At 35.9% G+C, this 24624-nt stretch carries 24 protein-coding genes; 20 read left to right on the top strand and 4 right to left on the bottom strand.

Features of this window, described 5'->3' with window-relative positions:
- The first annotated feature begins 55 nt into the window (after window positions 1-55).
- Window positions 56-1222 carry a proline dehydrogenase family protein gene (locus tag PZ898_RS04560; protein ID WP_062674965.1) on the top strand — a complete coding sequence of 389 codons (1167 nt, stop codon included), beginning with the start codon at window positions 56-58 and terminating at the stop codon, window positions 1220-1222.
- Window positions 1223-1668: 446 nt separating this feature from the next.
- Here PZ898_RS04560 and PZ898_RS04555 read toward each other — a convergent pair whose 3' ends face one another.
- Entirely contained in the window at window positions 1669-2205 is a 537-nt protein-coding gene (locus tag PZ898_RS04555; protein WP_120231350.1) for a helix-turn-helix transcriptional regulator, read from the bottom strand.
- Window positions 2206-3172: 967 nt separating this feature from the next.
- On the opposite strand from PZ898_RS04555, the gene PZ898_RS04550 reads away from it, so the two are divergent.
- Together PZ898_RS04550 and PZ898_RS04545 are read left to right on the top strand one after the other, a co-directional pair.
- Entirely contained in the window at window positions 3173-4282 is a 1110-nt protein-coding gene (locus tag PZ898_RS04550; RefSeq protein ID WP_062674961.1) for a M14 family zinc carboxypeptidase, read from the top strand.
- A 52-nt stretch (window positions 4283-4334) separates the two neighbouring features.
- The gene (locus PZ898_RS04545) at window positions 4335-4739 is read left to right on the top strand and encodes a hypothetical protein (protein WP_228432515.1); all 405 of its coding nucleotides are present in this window, start codon (window positions 4335-4337) and stop codon (window positions 4737-4739) included.
- Window positions 4740-4942: 203 nt separating this feature from the next.
- Here PZ898_RS04545 and PZ898_RS04540 read toward each other — a convergent pair whose 3' ends face one another.
- The gene (locus PZ898_RS04540) at window positions 4943-5440 is read right to left on the bottom strand and encodes a DUF4920 domain-containing protein (RefSeq protein ID WP_062674957.1); all 498 of its coding nucleotides are present in this window, start codon (window positions 5438-5440) and stop codon (window positions 4943-4945) included.
- A gap of 142 nt (window positions 5441-5582) precedes the next feature.
- Between PZ898_RS04540 and PZ898_RS04535 the strand changes: the two genes are divergently transcribed.
- The 7 genes from PZ898_RS04535 (at window position 5583) to PZ898_RS04505 (ending at window position 14518) form a co-directional block, all read left to right on the top strand.
- Window positions 5583-6995 carry an amino acid permease gene (locus PZ898_RS04535; RefSeq protein WP_062674954.1) on the top strand — a complete coding sequence of 471 codons (1413 nt, stop codon included), beginning with the start codon at window positions 5583-5585 and terminating at the stop codon, window positions 6993-6995.
- Window positions 6996-7152: 157 nt separating this feature from the next.
- Window positions 7153-7593 carry a GPW/gp25 family protein gene (locus PZ898_RS04530; RefSeq protein ID WP_002979175.1) on the top strand — a complete coding sequence of 147 codons (441 nt, stop codon included), beginning with the start codon at window positions 7153-7155 and terminating at the stop codon, window positions 7591-7593.
- A gap of 24 nt (window positions 7594-7617) precedes the next feature.
- Window positions 7618-9501 (top strand): type VI secretion system baseplate subunit TssF, encoded by a 1884-nt coding sequence (locus PZ898_RS04525; RefSeq protein ID WP_062674952.1) that lies wholly within the window; start codon window positions 7618-7620, stop codon window positions 9499-9501.
- An 83-nt stretch (window positions 9502-9584) separates the two neighbouring features.
- Window positions 9585-10472, top strand: a complete 888-nt coding sequence (gene bla / locus PZ898_RS04520; protein ID WP_277694905.1) for a class A beta-lactamase, subclass A2 — start codon at window positions 9585-9587, stop codon at window positions 10470-10472.
- Between the two features lie 289 nt (window positions 10473-10761).
- A complete protein-coding gene (gene uvrA, locus PZ898_RS04515; protein WP_277694904.1) occupies window positions 10762-13593 on the top strand; it encodes an excinuclease ABC subunit UvrA in 2832 nt (943 codons plus the stop codon).
- Window positions 13594-13864: 271 nt separating this feature from the next.
- Complete coding sequence (locus PZ898_RS04510) at window positions 13865-14269, top strand: hypothetical protein (protein WP_062674942.1); 405 nt, start codon at window positions 13865-13867, stop codon at window positions 14267-14269.
- Window positions 14270-14383: 114 nt separating this feature from the next.
- Entirely contained in the window at window positions 14384-14518 is a 135-nt protein-coding gene (locus tag PZ898_RS04505) for a bacteriocin (RefSeq protein ID WP_082798797.1), read from the top strand.
- 37 nt (window positions 14519-14555) lie between these two features.
- On the opposite strand, the gene PZ898_RS04500 is transcribed toward PZ898_RS04505, so the two are convergent.
- Window positions 14556-15095, bottom strand: a complete 540-nt coding sequence (locus PZ898_RS04500; RefSeq protein ID WP_277694903.1) for a DUF3828 domain-containing protein — start codon at window positions 15093-15095, stop codon at window positions 14556-14558.
- Window positions 15096-15213: 118 nt separating this feature from the next.
- Here PZ898_RS04500 and PZ898_RS04495 point away from each other — a divergent pair, with 118 nt between their 5' ends.
- The 4 genes from PZ898_RS04495 (at window position 15214) to PZ898_RS04480 (ending at window position 16983) form a co-directional block, all read left to right on the top strand.
- Window positions 15214-15726 carry a YetF domain-containing protein gene (locus PZ898_RS04495; RefSeq protein WP_062674938.1) on the top strand — a complete coding sequence of 171 codons (513 nt, stop codon included), beginning with the start codon at window positions 15214-15216 and terminating at the stop codon, window positions 15724-15726.
- 5 nt (window positions 15727-15731) lie between these two features.
- The gene (locus PZ898_RS04490) at window positions 15732-16223 is read left to right on the top strand and encodes a GNAT family N-acetyltransferase (RefSeq protein WP_120231341.1); all 492 of its coding nucleotides are present in this window, start codon (window positions 15732-15734) and stop codon (window positions 16221-16223) included.
- A gap of 244 nt (window positions 16224-16467) precedes the next feature.
- Window positions 16468-16647 carry a quinol oxidase subunit 4 gene (locus PZ898_RS04485; protein WP_123279837.1) on the top strand — a complete coding sequence of 60 codons (180 nt, stop codon included), beginning with the start codon at window positions 16468-16470 and terminating at the stop codon, window positions 16645-16647.
- A gap of 114 nt (window positions 16648-16761) precedes the next feature.
- A complete protein-coding gene (locus PZ898_RS04480) occupies window positions 16762-16983 on the top strand; it encodes a hypothetical protein (protein WP_034698313.1) in 222 nt (73 codons plus the stop codon).
- Window positions 16984-17025: 42 nt separating this feature from the next.
- Here the strand turns inward: PZ898_RS04480 and PZ898_RS04475 are convergent, their stop codons facing one another.
- Window positions 17026-17340 carry a DUF4286 family protein gene (locus PZ898_RS04475; RefSeq protein ID WP_062674931.1) on the bottom strand — a complete coding sequence of 105 codons (315 nt, stop codon included), beginning with the start codon at window positions 17338-17340 and terminating at the stop codon, window positions 17026-17028.
- Window positions 17341-17490: 150 nt separating this feature from the next.
- On the opposite strand from PZ898_RS04475, the gene gyrA reads away from it, so the two are divergent.
- The 6 genes from gyrA (at window position 17491) to PZ898_RS04445 (ending at window position 24559) form a co-directional block, all read left to right on the top strand.
- Complete coding sequence (gyrA, locus tag PZ898_RS04470) at window positions 17491-20091, top strand: DNA gyrase subunit A (RefSeq protein WP_062674929.1); 2601 nt, start codon at window positions 17491-17493, stop codon at window positions 20089-20091.
- A gap of 29 nt (window positions 20092-20120) precedes the next feature.
- The gene (locus tag PZ898_RS04465; protein ID WP_062674927.1) at window positions 20121-21152 is read left to right on the top strand and encodes a hypothetical protein; all 1032 of its coding nucleotides are present in this window, start codon (window positions 20121-20123) and stop codon (window positions 21150-21152) included.
- Between the two features lie 300 nt (window positions 21153-21452).
- Entirely contained in the window at window positions 21453-22289 is an 837-nt protein-coding gene (locus PZ898_RS04460; RefSeq protein WP_034697698.1) for a 1,4-dihydroxy-2-naphthoyl-CoA synthase, read from the top strand.
- Window positions 22290-22361: 72 nt separating this feature from the next.
- The gene (gene menA, locus PZ898_RS04455; protein ID WP_062674924.1) at window positions 22362-23291 is read left to right on the top strand and encodes a 1,4-dihydroxy-2-naphthoate octaprenyltransferase; all 930 of its coding nucleotides are present in this window, start codon (window positions 22362-22364) and stop codon (window positions 23289-23291) included.
- A 16-nt stretch (window positions 23292-23307) separates the two neighbouring features.
- Window positions 23308-23754 (top strand): SRPBCC family protein, encoded by a 447-nt coding sequence (locus PZ898_RS04450; RefSeq protein ID WP_277694902.1) that lies wholly within the window; start codon window positions 23308-23310, stop codon window positions 23752-23754.
- Between the two features lie 118 nt (window positions 23755-23872).
- Window positions 23873-24559 (top strand): metal-dependent hydrolase, encoded by a 687-nt coding sequence (locus PZ898_RS04445; protein WP_062674920.1) that lies wholly within the window; start codon window positions 23873-23875, stop codon window positions 24557-24559.
- Window positions 24560-24624 lie beyond the last annotated feature (65 nt).

The raw sequence follows: 24624 nt of genomic DNA, 5'->3' as shown, positions 1-24624 counted from the left end.
TTTAAATAAACTGAGGTTATTATTACCTTTGCATAACTAAATTTAATAAATAGGAATGCCCATTTTTAATGATACTAAAATTGCATTTGCAGACAAGTCTGATGCACAATTGAGAAAGGCTTACTGGATGTTTAAAATGATTGAACAGCCAGCTCTTACAAGCCTTGGAACATCTGTTCTGAATTTCACAGTACACAATAACTTTCCTTTCGTAACCGGAATTGTAAAAAATACCTTATTTGCACAGTTCTGTGGTGGTGAAACCCGTGAAGAGAGTATGAAAGTGGTGAAGCAGCTGTTCAAAAGAGGAGTTGGAAGTATTTTTGATTATTCCATTGAAGGGAAAGAAGATGAGGAAACCTTTGATGCGGTTTGCAAAGAAATTAAGGACATTGTAAGATTCTCAGTAGGAAATCCGGCAATTCCTTTTATTGTTTTTAAACCTACTGCTTTCGGAAGAATTGATCTGTATGAAGCTGTTGGAAAAGGAGCAGAACTTACTACCAGCCAGAAAGAAGAATGGGAAAGAGTCGTAAAAAGATTTGATGAAGTATGCAGTCTTTGCCATGAACATGATAAAAAAGTAATGGTGGATGCTGAAGAAACCTGGATGCAGGATGCAGCAGACCATCTTTGCGAAGAGATGATGGAGAAATATAACCAGCAGAAGCCTATCGTTTGGAATACCATCCAGATGTACAGAACCGGAAGACTGGAGTATATGGAAGCCAACCTTCAAAGAGCAAGAGAGAAAAATTACTTTATTGGCTACAAGATCGTACGTGGCGCTTATATGGAAAAAGAAAGAGCCAGAGCAGCAGAAAAAGGGTATGCAGATCCGATTCAGCCAACTAAAGAGGCTTCAGATAAAAATTATAATGCAGGAATTGACTTCGTGATGGATCATCTGGATAAGGTTTCAGCGTTCTTTGGAACCCATAACGAAATCTCTTCTGAGCTGATTATGGATAAAATGAAAGCAAAATCTCTGGAAAACGGTAATCCACACGTTTATTTCGGACAGCTTTATGGAATGAGCGATAATATTACCTTCTATTTGTCTGATAAAGGCTATAATGTGGCTAAATATCTTCCATACGGACCTGTAAAGGATGTTGTGCCATATTTGACGAGAAGAGCCCAGGAAAATACGTCTGTAGCCGGACAAACAGGAAGAGAGCTTGGACTGATCAAAAAAGAATTGGAAAGAAGAAAGAAATAATAATATTGTCCACAATATATATTAGGCCTGCAGTTTTGCGGGTCTTTTTTATTGAAATTAAACGACTGGGAAAATATAGAAATTAATAATAATCGAAAAAATTGTCTGTTGTTGTGATTATATAGTAAAATAATTTTATTTTTATTGCTGATTTGATTTTAAATAATTATATTTGATAGAGCCATAAAACGAATGCAAAAAAAAATAATTTCAATTACTGTTATAATTCTGTTTTAGAATAGAATCTCAACCATATAATAATCCAATACTATTACCCTTTTAAATAACCCAAATTGTAAAAACTATAATTATAGGAACAGATGATCATAAAAAAGAAAAACTCTATCAACTGTATCCCGTAAAAATTTTAAAATAAAATAAAGCAATAGCTTTAGTTTTCTTCTTCAAATATTTTTTAACCTGATCATCTTCTTTGATCAGGTTTTTTAAGGCTCAAAACTTTCGAATTTTCCGTTTTCGTAGAAGAGAACGATACGTTTTATTTTACTTTGCTGATTACCAAATAGTTGACCTAAAATATGATTGTCGGAATTTTCTAATCGCTGAGAATCCGATATTTTTTCCGGAGCTTTATCCTGGGCTGGTATAAACGATTCTCCAGGACTTGACGCTGGAGCTTCTGCTTCCGTTTCATCACTTCCAAATTCATCATCGTCATTCATCATGGTGAAAAGGTCGGGTAGTGGAGTTGTTTTTATTTTTTCCTCTTCAGTATTTCCTTCGCTAGTTTCTGATTCGGGAAGTTGAGATTTCAGCATCTCACCTTCACCGGTAACAAGCCAGTCCCAAAGAAGTTCCGGGAAACGGGATTTTATTTTTATGATAAATTCAAGAGACGGTTTGTTTCTTCCTGATGTGATATGAGAAATAGACGAACGCTGTACATCAATCTCATCTGCAAACTCAGAAGGAGTAAGACGAGAATACTCTATAATTTTGGAAATTCTTTCATTTAAACTCATAAAAATAAGCTATTAATTATTTTACAAATGTAACAAATAAAATTTACAAATGCAAAATACAAATGTAAATAAAGTAAAATTTCTTTTGTATACATTTGTAATACGATTTTAATTATTTTAAAATCAGATAATTATACATAAATTACAAATGTATTTACTTATTATCCAATCTATTATTACAACGCTCAACAGGTTACTTATATCTATTAAAAGACTGATATTTTTCCAAAATACTGGTTTAAAAATGTAATTTTAATCGATTGATGGAGTTATTTTGTCTATTAAATATCCTTAAAATAGAATATACATTATTAAATTACTTAAATCATTTCCGGAAACAGAATTATAGATAAACACCGTTTATAAAGCATATAAAAGTACTTTTGGTAGAATTACATTAGTAAATTACTGATGTAAACATACTATTTTAAGTTTATATTAGGCGAAGTTGAAAGAAAAACAATAGTCCTGTTAAAGAACAAATTTTACTAAAGAGTAAAGCTCTTAAAAAAAGTGTTATTTGAGTCATTTTCAGAAATCTGTTTGGTTGTTTACTGATTTTACATATGTATACAACGATAAACAACAAGGTTATCCACAATTTAAATGTTTAATAAAATAACTCTTAAATGATGAATTAAAGCCTTTTAACCACTTAAAGTGATGTTGTAAAAACAGTTGAAATGGATTTTATAAATAACTGGTTTTTAATATTTTAAATATATTGAATTAAATTATTCGCAATCCACAATTTTATCCACAGACAATTTGTCTTTCGCTATTGTTTAATAAGGTTACAATTGTTAACCTTTATTCATAACTCAAAAAATATCTAATTTAAACCTTGTAAACAATTTTAAAACCAGATGGCAAATGTAAATTTGTAAATTTCGCTAGTATTTACAAATGTTAATTTAAGTTTTTGACTAAAAATGGCTAAATTTGATTCTTGTAAACTATTCCTACAATGAATTTTGAACAGATCTATTCACAAAACCCCGATTTCTCAAATCGCTATATTTCCCCTGAAAAATTATTTTCCTATCTACAGGACAATCTCAGCGATTATATTCAGGAGATCGGAACATCCTATTTAGATAAACCTATTTATCAGTTAAGCATCGGAACCGGAAACATTCAGGTATTGGCCTGGTCACAAATGCACGGAAATGAATCCAATGCAACCCATGCTATGCTTGACCTTTTGATAAGTCTTGATAAAGCTCCCGAAATGAAAGAAGATTTGTTCAGTAAAATAAAACTTGATTTTATATTCATGCTGAATCCGGACGGATCTGAAAGATGGACCAGATTAAATGCAGCCGATATTGATCTGAACAGAGATTTTCATAATGAAGCAAGTAAAGAGATTAAATTCCTGAAGAAAGCAGCTGCTTCCAAAAAATACGATTATGCTTTAAACCTTCATGAGCAGAGAACCATTTTTACTACTGATGGAATTCATCCTGCTACGCTTTCATTTTTGGCTCCTTCTGAAAATGTAGAACGGACGGTTACCGAAAACAGAAAAAAATGTATGGCAGTCATTGGAAGCGTGTACAATCATTTAAAAGAAATGATTCCCAACCAGATCGGAAGATATTCTGATGAATTTTATCCGACTTCTACCGGAGATAACTTTATCAAAGCAGGAATGCCAACCATCTTATTTGAAGGCGGGCACTTTGTTGAAGATTATACCCGGAAAGGAACAAGAAAATACTATACAATTGCTCTTTATTATGCATTAAAAGCAATCAGTGAACTGAACTCTGATACTACAGGCTGGGAAACTTACCTTGAAATTCCCGAGAACCAGGAAACGCATTATGATGTTATTTACAGAAATGTAAAGCTGAATACAGAGCATGAATGTATTTTGGATATTGCCGTTCAGTACAGGGAGATCAAAGAAGAAGGAAAGAATGAAATTTCTTTTATTCCTTTTGTGATGGAAGCAGGGGACGTAAAACAAAAGAAAGGCTGGCTGGAAATAGACTGTACCGGAAAGAAATTTATTTCTGCAACTAAATATCCTAAACTGGATGCTGTGGTAGAATTTAAAATTGAAGATTAAAACAATGGTGTAAAGATAATCTCCGTTACTAAATTAATTAATAAGGATTATTATGATGAAAAATTTTCTGACCTTAATTTTATTGATAAGTATGGGATCGCCTTTGATGGCACAAAATCAGTCTGCCATTCCCTATAAAGCAAATGATAGTGTAATGGTGACCGTAATCCTCCGCCACATGCAGGAAAATCCTGTGGACTCAATCCAGGCAAGAGTGATGAAGCAAAAATTTTATCAGAAGCTCAATAAAAGTCACACCCGTATTGTATCCTGGAATGTTGTGATGGGAATAGGACAGATTATTACTTTAAGATTTAAACCTGAATACACAAGAGAAGTGAATCAGGTTTTTGAAAGCGGAGCTTGGGGTGGATTCAAGACAGAGTTTTATCCATCGTATGATTTTCTACCTGTTTATCCGGTAATGTTAGAAAAAGAAAAGAAACTGAGTAAATAATAAGATCAGTTAATATCATCTTATAAAAAATTCGGCAGGCCTTTAGGCCTGCCGAATTTGTATTTTTATATCTGATTTCAGAATTTGACTAGTAAATAAAATTTATATTCAATAGAAATGGGCTTTATCCTATAGAATGTTAAAAAATATTCATCCGGTTTTAGCCAAAATCTAATTTTATAGATTTTATTCAATAATTAAGCTTACTTAACCACTTTAATTCCATTCGCCACAAATCTGATCTCTTCTTTAGGTTGAGTAATAGCATCAATTTCAGACTGTGGCTGTTTAGCATCTTCTGCATAATGTTTCTGCTCATTTACAGAAATTACTTTTCTTTCTGCATTACCATCCAATACTACATTTTTTCCTTTTAAAGCTGTAGGTACGAAGAAAGCATAGTCTTTCATTTTTACAAAAAACTTAGAATTATCTTCTGTCTGGATTGTAAGCCAGCAACCTTTTTTGTCACATACGTCAGTTACTTTTCCTTTAATAGATACATTCTCAACTTTTTTGTTGTCTTTTTTAAGCTGCTTATTCAATTTATCTACGCTGATAGCTTTGGATACAGCAGATGAAGTTACCTGGCTTCCATAAGTATCACCTACCAAAGCTTTCCCTTCTGGTGGTCCGGATTGAGCAAATGCTAATGAAGAGCCTGTAAAAGCGGCAGCAAATAATAAAACTTTAAATTTCATGTTTAATATTTTTTTCAAAAATACTAATTAAAATTGAATCATAAAGGAATAAAAAATGACAAAAAACAGGTGTTTTGATGAATTTTCAACAAAATTGAAAATCAAAGACAGATTTGATTATATTTGACTCCTATACTTGACTATGCAAAAAAAACTGAAACTATGGGATGCCATCATGCTTGTGATGGGATCTATGATCGGAAGCGGGATCTTTATTGTAAGTGCTGATATGATGCGAAACCTGGGATCAGGATATTGGCTCATTGTGGTGTGGGTGATCACAGGAATAATGACAGTAGCCGCAGCCATAAGTTATGGAGAACTGTCCGCACTGTTTCCGAAAGCCGGAGGGCAATATACTTACCTGAAAGAAATCTTTGGTAAAAGAATGGGATTCCTTTACGGATGGGGATTGTTTACCGTAATACAGACCGGAACAATTGCAGCCGTAGCAATGGCTTTTGGTAAATTTACAGCATATTTGATTCCTTCATTAAACGATGCTGCCCCTATTTTCCAGAGTGGTGAATTTAAAATTACCTGGATACAGATTCTGGCAATTGCTGTGATTCTGTTGCTTACGTACATCAATACCAGAGGTGTAGAAAGTGGGAAAATTCTTCAGAATATCTTTACCGGTTCCAAAATTATTGCATTACTGGGACTGATTGCCGCCGGTTTTATATTGGTAGACATTTCTCATTTAGCAGAAAACTTCAGCTGGGGAACAGATTCTTTTAATAACCTTAAAAAAGATTTGAGCGGAAATTTCCTTAAAGAAGGCTGGGAACCGATTGGAGGAATGACTCTTTTAGGAGGAATCGCTGCTGCCATGGTAGGTTCTGTCTTCAGCTCTGTAGCGTGGGAAAGTGTAACATTTGTTTCCGGAGAAATTGAAAACCCTAAAAAAAATGTAGTAAAATCAATGATTTATGGTACTTCTGCTGTAATGATCCTTTACATCGCGGTGAACTATGTCTACTTAAATGCTCTGGACAGAGATGGAATTGCATTTGCTGCCAATGATAGAGTAGCGGTAGCGGCATCCCAGAATATTTTCGGAAGTGCAGGAACGATCATCATTGCTTTATTAGTTATGATTTCTACATTTGGATGTAATAACGGATTGATTCTGGCGGGAGCAAGAGTTTTCCAGACGATGGCAAAAGACGGAATGTTCTTTAAATCGGCAGAAAAAAATAATAAAAATGAAGTTCCTGAAAATGCCTTATGGATGCAGGGAATCTGGGCATCAATTCTATGTCTGAGCGGGCAGTACGGAAATTTATTGGATATGATTTCTTTCGTGATCGTTCTGTTTTACATGATTACAGTTTTTGGGGTTATTTATTTAAGAATGAAACAGCCGGAACTGGAAAGACCTTATAAGACATGGCTGTATCCTGTAACCCCTGTTATTTACCTTGTCATCGGAACTTGTTTCTGTATCCTGTTGCTTATTTATAAGCAGCAATATACATGGCCTGGTTTTGTTTTGGTATTGCTGGGACTTCCTGTGTACTATTTTATCAATCGAAAAAAGGTGGATAATTAATATAAAAAATAATATAACAGATTCATGGGGCTTTCAATTCAGTTTGAAGGCCCTTGTTTTTGAATAATATTTAAAGTATTGTCATTATTATTTGCCGAAAATGCGTATTTTGGTATTTCGTTTTTAGAACAGGACCATGAAGTAAAAACAATAAGTTATGGATACACCAAATTACAGAATGCCTTTCGTACCGTCTACTTTAATGACCGAAGGCGGAAGTATCGATACCTGCGATATGGGGGAAAGTATTGCCCACAATATTATGCTGCTGATCACCACCAAAAAAGGGGAGAACAGATATGATGAAAACTATGGAAACGATGTCTGGAACCTTGAATTCGATAATGGAGTTACAAGTGCCATCTGGGAAAGCGTTTTTATCAAAAGCTTAAGAAGACAGATTCAGGAATATGAACCAAGAATCGTGAACCCGCAGATTGATGCTCACATACAATTTGTAGAGCACAGCTACGATACTAAAGAACACACCGAAATTAAAAAGAAAGTAAGAATTGCCATCAATGCAAAAATGGAAGAAACAGGAGAACGTTTTAGTTTTTCCACAGAATTGTTTCTAAGCCCGATGTCTATTGATTAATATTTTTAACAGCGAAAGAAAATTATGAATTTAGATCAGAATATTTATTCCAAAGAATCTGTAAAAGCAAGAATGCTGCAGAATGCAACTAAAGTATGGGGACTAAGAAGCCCGCAGTCTTTAGATCCTTTTGTAAAACTGCTGATAGACGCATTCAGTACAGAGGTCTTCAAAGCGAATAATGAAATACAGACGGTGAATGCCCGTATATTGGAAAAACTGGCAAAACTGCTTACACCGTCCATTTATACACATCCTATTCCGGCTCATTCTGTAGCTTTTACGCAGCCTTATGAGTCTTCTGAGATCTTATTGGAACACACGGAATTTTTCTTCCGTAAACAGATGACTTCCACGGTAAAATCAGAATCAGACAAGCAGCTGAACATTCCTTTTACTCCTGTAGGAAATGTGAGAATCAATAAAGTTCACACTTCAATCATGTTTGTAGGAAATACCTGCTACAGCATCGATGACAGATTCAACAAAATTCCTATTGCAAGATTTCAGGGAAGACCTGAAGATTACAGAAAAATCACAATAGGGGTAGATGTAAGCAAATATGTAAGTGAAAACTTTCCCAAATACCTGAGCATATTCTGCTCCAATCCTGCTTTCGAGCACCTTGATTTCGTATACAAATTATTACCGTATATCACGGTTTCAAGTAATGGGAATCCTCTGTTTGTAAGAGAAGGATTGAGCTATCTTACAGAAAGTCAGAATGATGGTTACGAGCAGATGTTCAAAGAACAATCCATCAGAAATAAGGTGATTGAGGATATTAAAAGTATCTATCGCCATAAATTTATTGAAGTAACAGGAATCTCTCAAAGTCTGTTCTCAGAACCGGGACAGCTTCCACAGAACCTTGATTTCCTGACTGGAAAAGAAGAAATTACTAAATTTCTGGATAATAAAAGTTATCTGTGGCTTACGTTTGAGTTTCCACCACAGTTTTCAGCAGAAATCCTGGATAATTTCTCATTTGTACTGAATGCTTTTCCTATCTACAACAGAGGTTGGAAAAAAACAGAATACAGCCTTGATATCATGGGAAATAATATTCCTTTGGTAACAGACGAAGGCGAGCATTTTCTTTATGTGGATGAGGTACAGGATGGTGACGGCAGAAGATATACCGAAATTCCTTTCACCCCGGCCGATGATCTTAAAAAAGGGTTGTATACCGTAAGAAAAGGAGGAATGGAGCGTTTTACCAGCCGAAATGCAGTAGATATGATTGCCAATGTTCTGGAACTGACAAGAGATGAAATTGCTGCATTTTCCCTTTTGAACAGAGATAATGTAAAAGGAGTCTTAAGTGAAATGTCTGACAAAATGAAATCCATGGTGCAGAAAGTAAATAATGCCAAAAGGAATATCAGACAGGAGCTGAATTACGTGATCATGGAACCGGTGGAAAAAACCGATCATACCTACGCTTCTTTTTGGGTAACACACTGTACGCTGGCCAATCATATGCGTCCGGGAACTGAACTTTCCAACCAGTTGAAATCCCAGACTGTGGTACTGCTTACCGAAACATTAGGTGGAGCTGAGGAACAAAAAGGAACGGATAGTATTCAGGCGTATAAATATGCCCTGACAACCAGAGATAAGATCATTTCTTTGGAAGACGTTAAAAACTATTGCCGTATGATTCTGAAAGATGAAGTAAGAGAAGTAAGGGTAAGAAGAGGAACGATGATCAGCAACAAGCCAAAAGAAGGTTTTGTAAGAACTGTTGAGGTAGAAATCATTCCGCAGAACTATTCTTTCTACGGAAGAGCCTATTGGGAAAATATGGCCAATATTATAAGAAATCAGATTATTGCCAAAGCCATTGATGGAATCGAATATATCGTAAGGATTACCAATGAAGATGTTGATTTCCAGGATATGTAGTTCTTATAAAATAAGTTGAAAAAATAAATGCCGTACCCGCTACGGCATTTTTAATGTAATGTTCAGAATAAGATCAGAATTCAATGAAAAAAATATCACTTTTAATACTTCTCCTCCTCTTTGGTGCTCATTTAAAAAGCCAGACTATTAAAGATCTGAAAAATAAAATTAATCAGATAATCTCTACAAAAAATGCAACTGTTGGAATATCTTTAAAAGGAATAGAAGATAAAGATACACTGAGCATCAACGGAAATAAAGAAACTCCAATGTTGAGTGTTTTCAAATTTCACATTGCCTTAGCTGTTTTAAACCGGGTTGACGAAGGTATATTAAAACTGGATCAAAAGTTTTTCATCAAAAAAGAAGATCTGCTACCAGAAACCTGGAGTCCGATCCGGGAAGAATATCCTCAGGGGAATATGTATCTTACCTTAGATCAGTTATTAAGATATACCGTTTCCCACAGTGATAACAATGGTTGTGACATTTTATTGAACATCATTGGCGGAACGGAGACAGTACAGAAATTTATTAATCAGCAGGGGATTAAAGATTTTACCATAAAAGTAAATGAGAAGGAAATGTCCTCGTTTGAAAAATGTTATGTGAATACAACAACGCCTTTGGCAACCACAGAGCTTTTAGAAAAATTCTATAAAGGAAAAGTGTTGAAAAAAGAAACTACAAAATACCTGTATCAGGTGATGGTAGAAACTTCAAGAGGGCTTACCTGGATGAAAGCGGGACTGCCTGTAGGCACAGAATTGGCACACCGAACAGGAATTTCCGGAAGAAATGAAAATAATCTACGCGCTGCAATGAATGATGTAGGAATTATAAAACTTCCAAATGGAAAACATGTGATTTTATCCATTTATCTTAAAAATATTAAAGAAGAAATGGCAGATACGGAAAAAATCATCTCCGATATCAGTCACGCTGTCTGGGAATACAATACGTGCAAATGAAAATTTGTAATTATGATTATACCTTTTTTAATCTCAATATATTTTATCATATCAATAGGAACGGGCTTTAGCCTGTTTTTTAATAAATGAGCTTCCATTGGCTTCAGCCCAAAGATAATGATGTGAAAAATATAAAATCATTCCGGAAAAATTCAATAACATCGGGTTCAGTGTCTTAACAAAACCTAAGAATTTTTTATGAAACTTTTATCCCATTTATATTCAAAAAAAGTCTATAAAATTTCGTATTTTTGCACGTTGTGATTTTCAGGCAAAGTCACTCCAAATTATGAGCAAATCAACAGAATATATAGAAGTTTACGGAGCACGTGAACACAACCTGAAAAATATTAATGTAAAAATTCCACGCAACGAATTGGTCGTGATTACCGGCCTTTCCGGAAGTGGAAAATCGTCATTGGCTTTCGATACTATTTTTGCGGAAGGCCAGCGTCGTTATATCGAAACATTCTCTGCGTATGCCCGTCAGTTTTTAGGTGGATTGGAGCGTCCGGATGTAGATAAAATTGAAGGACTTTCTCCGGTTATTGCTATCGAGCAGAAAACAACCAATAAAAATCCGCGTTCTACTGTCGGAACCGTTACTGAACTGTATGACTTTCTACGTCTTTTGTATGCAAGAGTTTCAGATGCGTACTCTTTGTCTACAGGGCAGAAGTTGGTAAGCTATACCGAAGATCAGATCCTTGAAACCATCAAAGAAAATTATAAAAAAGAGAAAATCATGCTTTTGGCGCCAGTGGTACGTTCCAGAAAAGGACATTATCATGAGCTCTTTGTTCAGATGGCCAAAAAAGGTTACGGGCAGGCAAGAATTGATGGCGAACTGCAGGATATTGAATATGATTTAAAACTTGACCGTTATAAAACCCACGACATCGATATCGTTATCGACCGTTGGATCATCGGTGAGAATGCTTCAGAAGGAAGAATGGAGAAATCATTGCGTACAGCAATGGAAATGGGAGAAGGAATTATCGGAATTCAGAAATTGGGAAGTACAGATATCGAATATTTTTCCAAAAACCTGATGGATGCTGAAACCGGACACTCTCTGGCACTGCCGGAACCCAATACCTTCTCATTCAATTCTCCAAAAGGAAGCTGCCCGAATTGTAAAGGTTTGGGAACTATTAAAAAAATCAATACCGATTACTTTATAGACAATCCGAAACTATCTATCAATCAGGGAGGATTACTGCCGTTGGAAGATATCAAGTCCAACAAATGGATTCTGTCACAGATCAAAAACATTCTTGAGATCTTTGGATTAGGATTAACAACGGCATTGCAGGATATTCCTGAAGAAGCATTGGATTATATCTATAACGGATGTCATAAAGAGTTTAATAAAGACCTGAAATACGCCGGAATTACCAAAAAAATAAAAATTGGTTTCGATGGTCTGATTGCTTTCATGGAGGAGATTATTGATGATAGAGACTCATATGAAGCTGTTTTATTGGAAAGACATTTTACTACAGAAGAAATATGCCCTGAATGTCACGGAACCCGTCTTCAGCCTTCAAGCTTAAGTTTTAAAATTGATGGAAAGAACATTGCTGAGGTTAATGCTTTAAGCTTAGCGGATTTAAAAGACTGGCTGGCTGATGTTAAAGATAAATTCTCCGAAAAAAATAAAATCATTGCTCATGAGATCTTAAAAGAAATTGAAACCAGACTTCAGTTTTTGCTGGATGTAGGATTGGATTATTTAAGTTTGAGCAGAAGTTCAAAAACACTTTCCGGAGGAGAATCGCAGAGAATTCGTCTGGCAACACAGATCGGATCTCAGTTGGTGAATGTTTTATATATCCTTGATGAACCAAGTATCGGGCTTCACCAGAGAGATAATGAGAGACTCATCCATTCCCTGAAAAACCTGAGAGACATTGGAAACTCTGTATTGGTGGTAGAACATGATAAAGACATGATCCTGGAAGCCGATGAGGTGCTGGATATTGGTCCGAGAGCAGGAAAATTCGGTGGAGAGATTCTTTGGCAGGGAAAACCAAAAGATCTTTTGAAAGCTGATACCATCACGGCTCAATACATCAATGGAAAAAGAAAAATAGAAATTCCGGCAGAAAGAAGAGCTGGAAGCGGTAAAAATATTGTTTTAAAAGGAGCTACTGGGAATAATCTTAAAAATGTAACCCTGGATATTCCTCTTGGAAAACTGGTTGTAGTAACCGGAATTTCAGGAAGCGGAAAATCTTCTCTGATTAACGGAACATTATATCCGATCCTTAACAAGCATTTCTACAGAGCGGTTCAAGAACCGTTACCATACAAAAAGATTGAAGGGCTAGAAAATATTGATAAAATTGTAGATGTAGATCAGACTCCAATCGGAAGAACGCCACGTTCGAATCCTGCAACCTACACCGGAATGTTTACCGATATCAGAAACCTTTTTGCAGAGCTGCCAGAAAGCAAAATTCGTGGGTATAAGCCTGGAAGATTCTCTTTCAACGTAAAAGGTGGAAGATGCGAAACCTGTCAGGGTGGAGGATTAAAAGTGATCGAAATGAATTTCCTTCCGGATGTATACGTACACTGCGAAACCTGCAACGGAAAACGTTTTAACAGAGAAACCTTAGAAGTTCGTTACAAAGGAAAATCAATCTCTGACGTATTGGATATGACGATTGATGAAGCGGTAGATTTCTTCCAGCCAATTCCTAAGATTTTTGCAAAAGTAAAAACATTACAGGATGTAGGTTTAGGGTATATTACCCTTGGACAGCAGTCGACAACCCTTTCAGGAGGTGAAGCACAACGTATCAAGCTTGCTACTGAATTGGCAAAAAGACAAACCGGAAATACCCTTTATATCCTTGATGAACCAACTACAGGACTTCATTTCGAAGACGTAAAAATCCTGATGGATGCCATCAACCAATTGGTAGAACTTGGAAACTCATTCATCATCATCGAACATAATATGGACGTCATCAAATTAGCAGACCATATTATTGACGTAGGACCAGAAGGAGGAAAACATGGCGGACAGATCGTTGCACAGGGAACTCCTGAAGAAATTGTAAAGTCTAAGAAGAGCTTGACTGGAAAGTTCCTGAAGAGGGAACTGGAGTAAGTATTCATAAAATTTATAGAGCATTTTTAAAATAAGAAAATCGAGATAATAATTGGTTAAACTCATAAGGTTTAGCCTTTTTTATGCTTAAAATACCTTTCCAATATTAAATTTTCAATTATTTTTAAAATTTATCACACTGATAATCAATTAATTAATCTTTAATGTTAACTCAATGTTAACTGAATGTAAAATTAATATGAATTATTTTTAATAACTTTGGTTAAGAGATACAAAAATAGGTTAGTATAATATTTAAAACCAGTTAGTTATGAAAAATAGAATTCAAATATTGATGGCTTCACTTTTCGTTTGCGGATTTGCTGCTGTTTTGAACACTGCTAAAGCTCAAACTACAGATCATAATACCATTCAGGAAATTCAGTTGAACAGGAGTGAAACATTTAATGATATCAGAAATAAATTAGAAGCTAATTTTGACCTTACCAATCCTGATTACAAACAGGGAACCGTAAACTCTGTGGTGAAATTTGATATTGCAAAAAACGGAAAAATCGTTAATGTTCATTCCAGTGGTGACTGTAAAACCGTTAGTAAGGAAATTGAAACAGTGTTAAGCGATCTTGACTATAGGGTAGACCGCAAAAAACTAACTGATAATATGGTTGCCTATACTTACGTAATGCCAGTGACAGTAGAGATCCACAGCAGATAGTATTCATAGCATATTATTCAATAATGTGTGAATAATGAAAACTTATCGGATTAAGTTGTAATAAACAAAATAGTATAAGATTTTAATTTTGGGCTACCATAAAATTAAAACTATATGAAAAATTTAAAAAAGCTGACAAAATCAGAGTTGAAGTCAGTGAACGGAGGAGAGCCTGTAAAATACTGTACGTTTTGCGAGTGGGCAAATAAAGTAATCTGCAGCGATATTCCAATCGTTCAATGTCCGTAAAAAATAAAGCCGCTTACAAAAAGCGGCTTTTCTATTGTTATGTACTCTGAATAAACTCTGTTAATCTTGCTTTAAGATCTTTAGAATTCCCTATTGTATCAAAAGTAACATTATCTATTCTCCATCCTTTCTCTGTATTGATCATATGCACGGTGTCCATCCAGGTTTCTTTGGAGGAAGCCGCATTATATTCGAAGGCCACCAATGCTTCAGCAGTTTTATCCTGTATCTTAACAGACTTGATTTTATAATCTGTAAATCCTTCATACAGACTGGAAAAAATAGCCCCTTCGAATATTAAAGGTTTCTCATCAGGATGATCACTATTTTTTACCTTTTCAATATCAGCCTTTGATGCATTGATGGCCTCGTCTAAAACTTTTTTTAAGTCCTGAGAAAATAAAGTATCCGTAATCGGCTGGTTGTAAATAGCCTCGTTGGATTTACCGTATTGAGTATACAGTTCATTAACTTTTTCAATAATGACTGTTTCTGAAGACTGAGTAGGTTGAGACTCATTCTTTTTGCAGGATACAAAGAACAGGAATATTCCTAAACATAGAAATAATTTTTTCATTGGTATAATTTGTGGTATTTATTAGAATTCCAGGCTCAAAATGTATACCAAAATCTGCCTATAAAATATTTCTTAAGAATCACAAAAATCAATACATTTGAGTAGATAAAAAAAAATTGTGGATCCAATTCTTAATGTTGCTGTCCGTTCCCTCTGCGTTTACCTTTTCATGGTAATTGCTATCCGTTTATTCGGCAAAAATCAGCTTTCCCAGCTCAATGCAGGAGATGTTGTATTATTGTTGTTAATTTCAAATGCTGTTCAGAATGCCATGGTAGGTCCTGATACCTCTCTTCAGGGAGGAATCGTGGCGGCATTGGTTTTGTTTGTTGCTAATTTCATTCTGAAGAGACTCATGTTTTCCAGCCGTTCCTTTCAGACTTTTATGGAAGATGAGCCGGTTATTCTGATCAGGGATGGAATTGCCGATCAGGCAGCCCTGAATCGGGTAAAGATTACAGAAAGCGAATTGGAAGAAGCGATAAGAGAACACGGAATTGAAAACATAAACAATGTAAAGCTTTCCGTTCTGGAAGTGGATGGAAATATCAGTGTTGTTTCTCAGGATGAAAAAAGCAAGCAGACACACTATTCAAGAATTAAAAGAAAAATTAAAAGAAAATACCATTAAATACGATGAATTACGAATTAAGAGAAATGCTTCCCACTGATGAAGCCAGGGTTCTTGAAATTTTCCGCCAGGGAATAGACGGTGGGATTTCCACTTTTGAAACAGAAGTTCCAACTGCTGAAGCCTGGAGCATGGGCTATTTTAACGACTGCCGCTGGGTACTGGAAAATGAAAATAATGAAGTTGTGGGATGGTGTGCCTTAAAACCGGTCAGCAAAAGAGAATGCTATAAAGGAGTTGCAGAGGTAAGCATTTATTTTGATAACGAATATCAGGGAAAGGGATTGGGTTCCGTATTGCTTAAAAAATTGATTTTGGATAGCGAGGATCACGGATTCTGGACATTACAGACCAATATCTTCTCCGAAAATGAAACTTCTATCAAATTTCATCAGAAAAACGGTTTCAGAATCGTAGGCGTCCGTAAAAAAATCGGAAAACTCAACGGAGAGTGGAAAGATATTATCCTGATGGAAAAAAGAAGTGAAATCGTCTAGAAAGCTATAATTTATAATTGATGATTGATGATTGATGATTGATGATTGATGATTGATGATTGATGATTGATGATTTTGTTTGGTAAGCATATGATTCTCCATAACAAAATTCACCATTGACCTGCGAAGCAAAATTGACCATTGACAATAATCATTGAAATTCAGCCTTAATCCTTGAATCTTAAACTTTTTTAACCTTTGGCACTACCATTGTTATATTACATAAAGTTGAAAAATAGAAATAATGAAAAATTTGATTAAAATCACAGGAGTTCTTATCGTAGCGTTAATGTTATCATCATGTGTGGTGCATGACAATGGACACCGGGTGAAAACAGTTCCGCCAGGACAGGCTAAAAAAGTGTTTGGAGGAAGTGCAAAAGACTATGCTCCTGGGCAGGTGAAAAAAAGAAGCGGCTACTAGGAAGTACAGAAAATAAAAATTAGCAGTAAGTTTTAACATATATTAGCTTAATTTCAATTTCTTTTGGCATTAACCTTGATATATTTCGCTATCGAAATTGAAAAAGTGAAAATAATGAAAAGTATGTTGAAAATTGCTGGGGTAGCAGTGGTTGTTTTAATGCTGTCCTCTTGCGTGGTACATGAGCATCATGGAAGAAGAATGCCACCCGGGCATGCCAAAAGGTATTATGGCGGAAGTGCAAGGTACTATGCACCCGGCCAGGTAAAGAAAGTGTATATTTATGACGATCGTGGTCATCATCACAAAGGCCGCGGTCATGGACATCACAGATAAAAAAGAAAAGCACTGAATTTTTCAGTGCTTTTTTATGATCTATTATAATCTCGATTTTTTAGGATTAAGGAAAGTGTTGAAAACCATCACTTCCTGTCCGAACTTTTTCTCAATTCTTTCAGAAATATTTAAAAGTTCACTTTTAATAAAATCTTCCCTCAGTTCATCATTATCAAAAATTAACAGGAGATTATAATTTTTGCCTTCCTCGATAAAGTCACTGTGTACCTCAGAAAGAATATATTTGTTGACATCCATCAGGTTTTCAGTCATTAAAACCAGTGTTTCATCAATATAATTTTCCCATTCTTCCAGGTTATCTTTTGTGCAGTGGAAAGTTATACTTAATACGCTCATATTTTTATGAATTTTTAAGATTTTTTTGGATAAATTCTACAGCAAAAATCGGCATTTTTTTCGTAAATTAGCCCGTTAATAAAAATTGGAAATAAATAATTTTCAGACTTACAGCTAAGAGTTTGAATATCATTACAATAAAATTTGTTTATGCAAAAAGAAGGAGAAAGACTGATTCCTATCAACATTGTTGATGAAATGAAGTCGTCTTATATCGATTATTCGATGTCCGTTATCGTTTCAAGAGCGTTACCGGATGTAAGAGACGGCTTGAAACCCGTTCATAGAAGAGTACTTTATGGTATGTATGGATTAGGGGTGTTTTCTAACAGAAAATATTTAAAATCTGCGAGAATTGTTGGGGATGTATTAGGTAAATATCACCCACACGGAGATTCCTCTGTATACGACGCTATGGTAAGAATGGCACAGGATTGGAGCTTACGTTATCCTCAGGTAGACGGACAGGGTAACTTCGGTTCTATGGATGGTGACCCGCCTGCAGCAATGCGTTATACCGAGGCAAGATTGAAAAAAATCTCTGATGAGGTTCTTTCAGACCTGGACAAAGAAACAGTTGATTTTCAGAATAACTTCGACGACAGTTTACAGGAACCGACCGTAATGCCTACTAAAATTCCGAATCTTTTGGTAAATGGTACTTCAGGTATCGCCGTAGGTATGGCAACGAATATGGCACCTCATAACCTTTCAGAATCTGTAGATGCAATCTGTGCTTATATCGATAATAAAGAAATTACGATTGACGAACTGATGCAGCACATCATTGCACCGGATTTCCCTACAGGTGGTATCATCTATGGATATGACGGAGTAAGAGATGCTTTCCATACAGGAAGAGGTAGAGTAGTTTTAAGAGCTAAAGTGAACTTTGATGAAATCGGAAACAGAAACGCGATTATTGTTACCGAAATCCCTTATCAGGTAAACAAAGCGGAAATGATCGCCAGAACAGCAGAGCTTGTTAAAGACGAAAAAATCCCGGGAATCCACGAAATCAGAGATGAGTCGGATAGAAAAGGACTTCGTATTGTATATGAATTGAAAAACGATGCAATACCGAATGTCGTTCTTAACTTATTATATAAATATACAGCACTTCAGACATCTTTCAGTGTAAACAATATTGCATTGGTACACGGAAGACCAGAGCAGCTGAACCTTAAAGATATCATCCATCACTTTGTAGAGCACAGACATGAAGTAATCGTAAGAAGAACTCAGTTTGAGCTTAAAAAAGCAAAGGAAAGAGCTCATATCCTTGAAGGATTCATGAAAGTGATCGGAACCCAGGATGCTTTAGACAGAGCAATTTCTATTATCCGTCACAGTGCCAACCCTCAGGCTGCGAAAGAAGGCTTGATTGAGGCGTTTGAACTTTCAGACATTCAGGCTCAGGCAATTCTGGATCTTAGATTGGCTCGTCTTACAGGAATGGAGCTTGATAAGATCCGTGATGAATACGATGCGATCATGAAAGAAATTGCTAATTTGGAAGACATCTTAGCTAACGAGCCAAGAAGATTCCAGATCATCAAAGATGAACTGATCGAAATCAAAGAAAAATACGGAGACGAAAGAAGAACTGAAATTGATTATTCGGGAGGAGAAATGTCTATCGAAGATATTATCCCGAATGAATCTGTAGTTCTTACGATCTCTCATGCAGGATACATCAAGAGAACTTCGCTTTCAGAATATAAAATTCAAAGTAGAGGTGGTGTAGGTAATAAAGCAGCAACGACAAGAGATTCTGACTTCCTTGAGTATATTGTTTCTGCAACTAACCACCAGTACATGTTATTCTTTACAGAAAAAGGAAGATGTTATTGGCTAAGAGTATTTGAAATTCCTGAAGGTTCCAAAACAGCAAAAGGAAGAGCTGTACAAAACCTTATCAACATTGAACCGGATGATAAGATTAAAGCCTATATCAGAACGAACAACCTTAAGGATTCTGAATATGTAAATCAAATGAGTGTTGTGATGGTAACCAAAAACGGTACAATCAAGAAAACATCATTGGAAGCGTATTCAAGACCAAGAGTAAATGGAGTAAATGCTATCGAGATCAGAGATAACGACCAGTTATTAGGAGCTTATCTTACCAATGGAACATCTCAGATTATGATTGCTACTAAGAATGGTAAATGTATCCGTTTCCCTGAGGAGAAAGTAAGAGAAGTAGGTAGAGGGTCTATCGGAGTAAGAGGTATCTTGCTTGAAGATGGTGACGAAGCTATTGGTATGATTGTTGTGAACGATGTAGAGAATGAAACAGTACTTGTAGTATCTGAGAAAGGATACGGAAAGAGAACTGCAGTAGAAGACTACCGAATTACCAACAGAGGAGGAAAAGGAGTTATTACCCTTAACATTACTGAAAAAACAGGAAACCTTATCGCTATTCAAAATGTAACGGACGAAGACGGATTGATGATTATCAACAAATCCGGTGTTGCGATTAGAATGGGAATGGATGAAATGAGAGTAATGGGTAGAAATACTCAGGGAGTAAAACTGATCAACCTTAAGAAAAATGACGAAATTGCAGCCATTGCAAAAGTAGAAATGGATAAAGATGTAGAAGAAGATTCTGAAGAATTTGGAGAAACAGAAGAAGGAGTTGTAGGATCGCTATTTGATAACCAGGAAAATGACAATGTAACACCTCAGGCTGGAGATGAAAACCCGGCAGAGGAGAATGAGAATTCTGATTCTGAAGAATAAATTGTACAATTAAATATAGAATAGTTATTATGAAGAAACTAATTTTAGGAATGGCTATCGTGGCGTCTGCTTTTGTTTTCGCACAGAAAGATGCAAATGCCCTGAATGCAAAGCTTCAGGAAGCCAATAAAGCAGCTATGGCTGCGTATGATGCAAAAAATTATGCAGCAGCAGCACCTAAGTTTATTGAAGTTTATGACTTATTAAAATCCAGCGGTCAGGACAATAAAATATATATGTATTATGCAGGACTTAGCCACGCGTTAGCTAATAACAGTGAGCAGTCTATCAAAATATATACAGACCTAGTGAATTCAGGATTTACAGGTGTAGAAACTACATATACTGCAAAAGAAAAGAAAAGTGGCCAGGTTGTGAACTTTGATAAAGCAACTTGGGAGGTGATGAAGAAAAATTCAGACTATACTGACTTCAAAACTGAACAATCTAAGAGTATAGAGACTGATTTGTATGAAACCCTAGTTTCATTACTTCTGAATGCTAAAAAAGCAAACGAGGCACTTGTAGTTATTGATAAGGGATTAGCTAAATTCCCGAACAATGCTAAGCTTAAAGAAGCTCAAACTACAGCATATCTTCAGTCAGGAAACACTGAAAAATTTGTTGCAGGATTGAAAGAACAATTGGCTAAAAATCCAAATGATGCAGTAAGCTGGTTTAATTTAGGGGTAATGCAGAGCAAAAAACCTGAAACAGTTGCAGATGCTTTAGAAGCATTCAAGAAAGCAATTGAATTAAAGCCTGATTTTGCTGATGCTTACCAAAATTTGGTTTATACTACAATTGGTGATGACTCTAAAGTAGTGGCAGATATTAATGCATTGAGAAAAGATAAGCCAGACGAGGCTTCTAAATTAATTGATGCAAGAAGAGAAAGATTTGCTAAAGCACTGCCATTTGCAGAAGGATGGTATAAAGTAGCACCAAAAAATATTGAAGCTGTTACTGCACTAAAAGAAATCTATGTAGTAACTAAAAACCTGGATAAAGTTAAAGAAATGAAAGCTAAAGAAGCTGAGCTAAGCGCAGCTGCAAAGTAATCATTTTTTACAATAACAGATATGAAAACCGGAACAGAAATGTTCCGGTTTTTTCTATTGTAAGCAGAAAGTGTTGACTGAGCTCCTTATCCTGAATTTTTTTTTCAGGAGTTTATAGATCTGTTATGACTTATAAGCCTAACAGGTTTAATTTATTCGACCCCGCTGTGTAGTTTCTATTGAAAATTCTTCATGCCGAATTCATGCATTCAAAATTTCTGGTTTTTATACTGATGAACCTTAAATTTCAATCTGAGAATTTCTCTGTAATTCCGTATCTTTGAGAAAAATTTTTATAAGATGATCGAGTGGAAAACCGCCAAGGAATACGAAGATATTACCTATAAAAAATCTAACGGAGTAGCAAGAATTGCTTTCAACAGACCTGAGGTGCGTAATGCCTTCAGACCTAAAACAACTTCAGAATTATACGATGCTTTTTATGATGCCTATGAAGATCCTTCCATAGGGGTTGTATTGCTTTCAGGAGAAGGACCTAGCCCTAAAGATGGTGGCTGGGCATTTTGTAGTGGAGGTGATCAAAAAGCCAGAGGGCATCAGGGATATGTAGGAGAAGATGGAAGACACCGTCTGAATATTCTTGAGGTTCAGCGTCTGATCCGTTTCATGCCGAAAGTAGTGATCGCGGTGGTTCCGGGATGGGCAGTTGGTGGAGGACACTCTCTTCACGTAGTATGTGACCTTACTTTAGCAAGTGAAGAACATGCTATTTTTAAGCAGACAGATGCTGATGTTACCAGTTTTGATGGTGGTTACGGTTCTGCTTATCTTGCTAAAATGGTAGGACAGAAAAAAGCCCGTGAAATTTTCTTTTTAGGAAGAAATTATTCCGCTCAGGAAGCTTTCGAAATGGGAATGGTCAATAAAGTAGTTCCTCATGCAGAATTAGAAGATACTGCTTATGAATGGGCTCAGGAAATATTGGCTAAATCTCCAACTTCTATCAGAATGCTGAAATTTGCCATGAACCTTACAGACGATGGGATGGTAGGGCAGCAGGTTTTCGCAGGAGAAGCAACCCGTCTTGCGTATATGACAGAAGAAGCTCAGGAAGGAAGAAATGCCTTTCTTGAAAAAAGAAAACCTAACTTCGGAGAAGATCAATGGATATCCTAAAAATATAACTGATAATTGATAGATGATGATTCATGTATCATTTATCAATTATCGCTTATCAATTATAATTATATGACTGATTGGATAAAAGCCGCAAGGCTAAGAACTTTACCGCTTTCTCTAAGCGGGATTATTATGGGGGCTTTCATTGCAAAATGGAGACTTTACGGAGAAGGAGGAATCTGGGACTGGAAAATCCTTGCGCTTGCTCTTTTGGTTACACTTTTATACCAGATTTTATCAAATTATGCCAATGATTATGGGGATGGAGTAAAAGGAACCGACGCTAAAAGAATCAATGAAGCAGAAGCAAGAGCTGTCGCATCGGGGAAAATTACTGCAAAACAAATGAAGAATGCGGTAATCCTTTTCGCAGCATTATCTTTCATTGCCACTATTGCTTTGCTATACGTAGCCTTCATTCCAAACTATATGAATGAATTCTATATCTTCATAGGATTGGGAGTAGCATGTATTCTTGCAGCAATTGGATATACAGTAGGTAAAAAACCATATGGTTATATGGGCTTGGGAGATATCTTCGTGTTTATCTTTTTTGGATTGGTTTCTGTATGTGGAAGCTATTTCTTATTTACAAAAACTTTCAGCTGGGATATATTATTACCCGGAACAGCGGTTGGAATGATGAGTATGGCTGTTCTTAACCTGAATAATATGAGAGATATAGAAAGTGACAGATTATCTGGAAAAAATAGCTTTGCATTGAGAATCGGATTCAAAAATGCAATGATCTATGAAATGATCCTGTTACAGTTACCATTGGTGCTTATCCTTATCTTTTTAGGAGTAAACGGGTTTATACAGCAGCAAAACTACTATGTGTTTATTGTAATGATCCTGTTATTCCCATTAGCCAAGCTGAGAAGAAACATCATGTCGGTGAAAGAACCAAAAGAATTAGACCAGTACTTAAAACAGGTAGGAATCATGACTTTTGTAATGGCTATTCTTACAGCGGCTGGACTTAATTTATTTAACTAATCCAAAATAGTATATCATGAGTTCTAATGTCTATGTTGAAGCTCAAATGCTTATCAGAAAACCGATTGAAGATGTTTTTGAAGCATTCATCAATCCGGAACTAACCACTCATTTCTGGTTTACCAAATCCACCGGAAAATTGGAAGAAGGTAAAACCATTATCTGGGAATGGGAAATGTATGGTGTGAAATCCGAAGTGAAGGTTCTTCAGATCATTCCAAACCAGCTCATCAGAACAGAGTGGGGAGAGCCTTCAACGAACGTAGATTATGAATTCAAAACCATGGAAAAAGGAACTTTAGTGATCATTAAAAGCTATGGATTCAGCCAAACGGATAAAGATCTGCTAAAAGTAATTAATGACAATACAGGAGGTTTTACGACAGTTTTAGATGGATGTAAAGCTTATCTGGAACATGGGATTAATTTAAGATTGATTGAGGATAAATTCCCATCAAAATAACAAATTAAAGAAAACACAGATGGCACGAATGCTTTCACAAATGTCACTAATCTCATGGTGTTCTTTGTGAAATGATTTGAGTCATTTGTGTTTAATAATAATTGAAATTAAATTTAAAATGAAAATACAATTCTTAGGACAAAATTGTTTCCTGTTCACCTACAAGGACAAAACAATTCTGAGTGACCCTTTTTACAACTACAAAAAAGCAGAATCAGGTTTTGATATTGCTGCTCAAAAAATCGACTACATCCTGCTGACCCATGCACATGGTGATCATATTGCTGATGTGGCAGAAGTGTTACAGCATTATCCGGAAGCTACCATCATTGGGGTTCCAGAAGTATGCGGTTACTTTCAGCAAGCAAAAAATAAAGACGATGTGAACTTAGGAGGATCGGCAAAAATCGACGATCTTAAAATTTCCATGGTTCCGGCTCATCATACAAGTTCTTTCCCGGATGGAAGCTATGGAGGCGTTCCTGTAGGGTATATTTTCAGGCTTCCTGAAGGTAAGAACATCTATCTGGCAGGTGATACAGGAGTAATGGCTGATATGGAGCTGTTCCCGAGATTATATGGAAACATCGACCTTTCTATCCTTCCGATCGGAAGCCACTACACTATGTGCCCTAGAAAAGCTTCTTTTGCAGCAGCAGAGCTGTTAAAAACACCGAAAGTAATCGGATGTCACTTTGATACTTTTCCTGCCATCGAAATTAATCATGAAAGTGCATTAAAGCATTTCGAAGATAAAAATGTAGAATTGGTTTTACCAAAATTAGGTGAGACTTTCGAATTTTAATCAATAACTGAACCGGAGGTAATCTGAAAATTAGAAAAATGAAAATGATGCGTAAGGTATTAAAA

The sequence above is a fragment of the Chryseobacterium sp. WX genome (genome assembly GCF_029542485.1).
Lineage (GTDB): Bacteria > Bacteroidota > Bacteroidia > Flavobacteriales > Weeksellaceae > Chryseobacterium > Chryseobacterium cucumeris.
The sequence above is the reverse complement of the archived record's forward strand: the minus strand, read 5'-3'. Positions and strand labels throughout refer to the sequence as shown.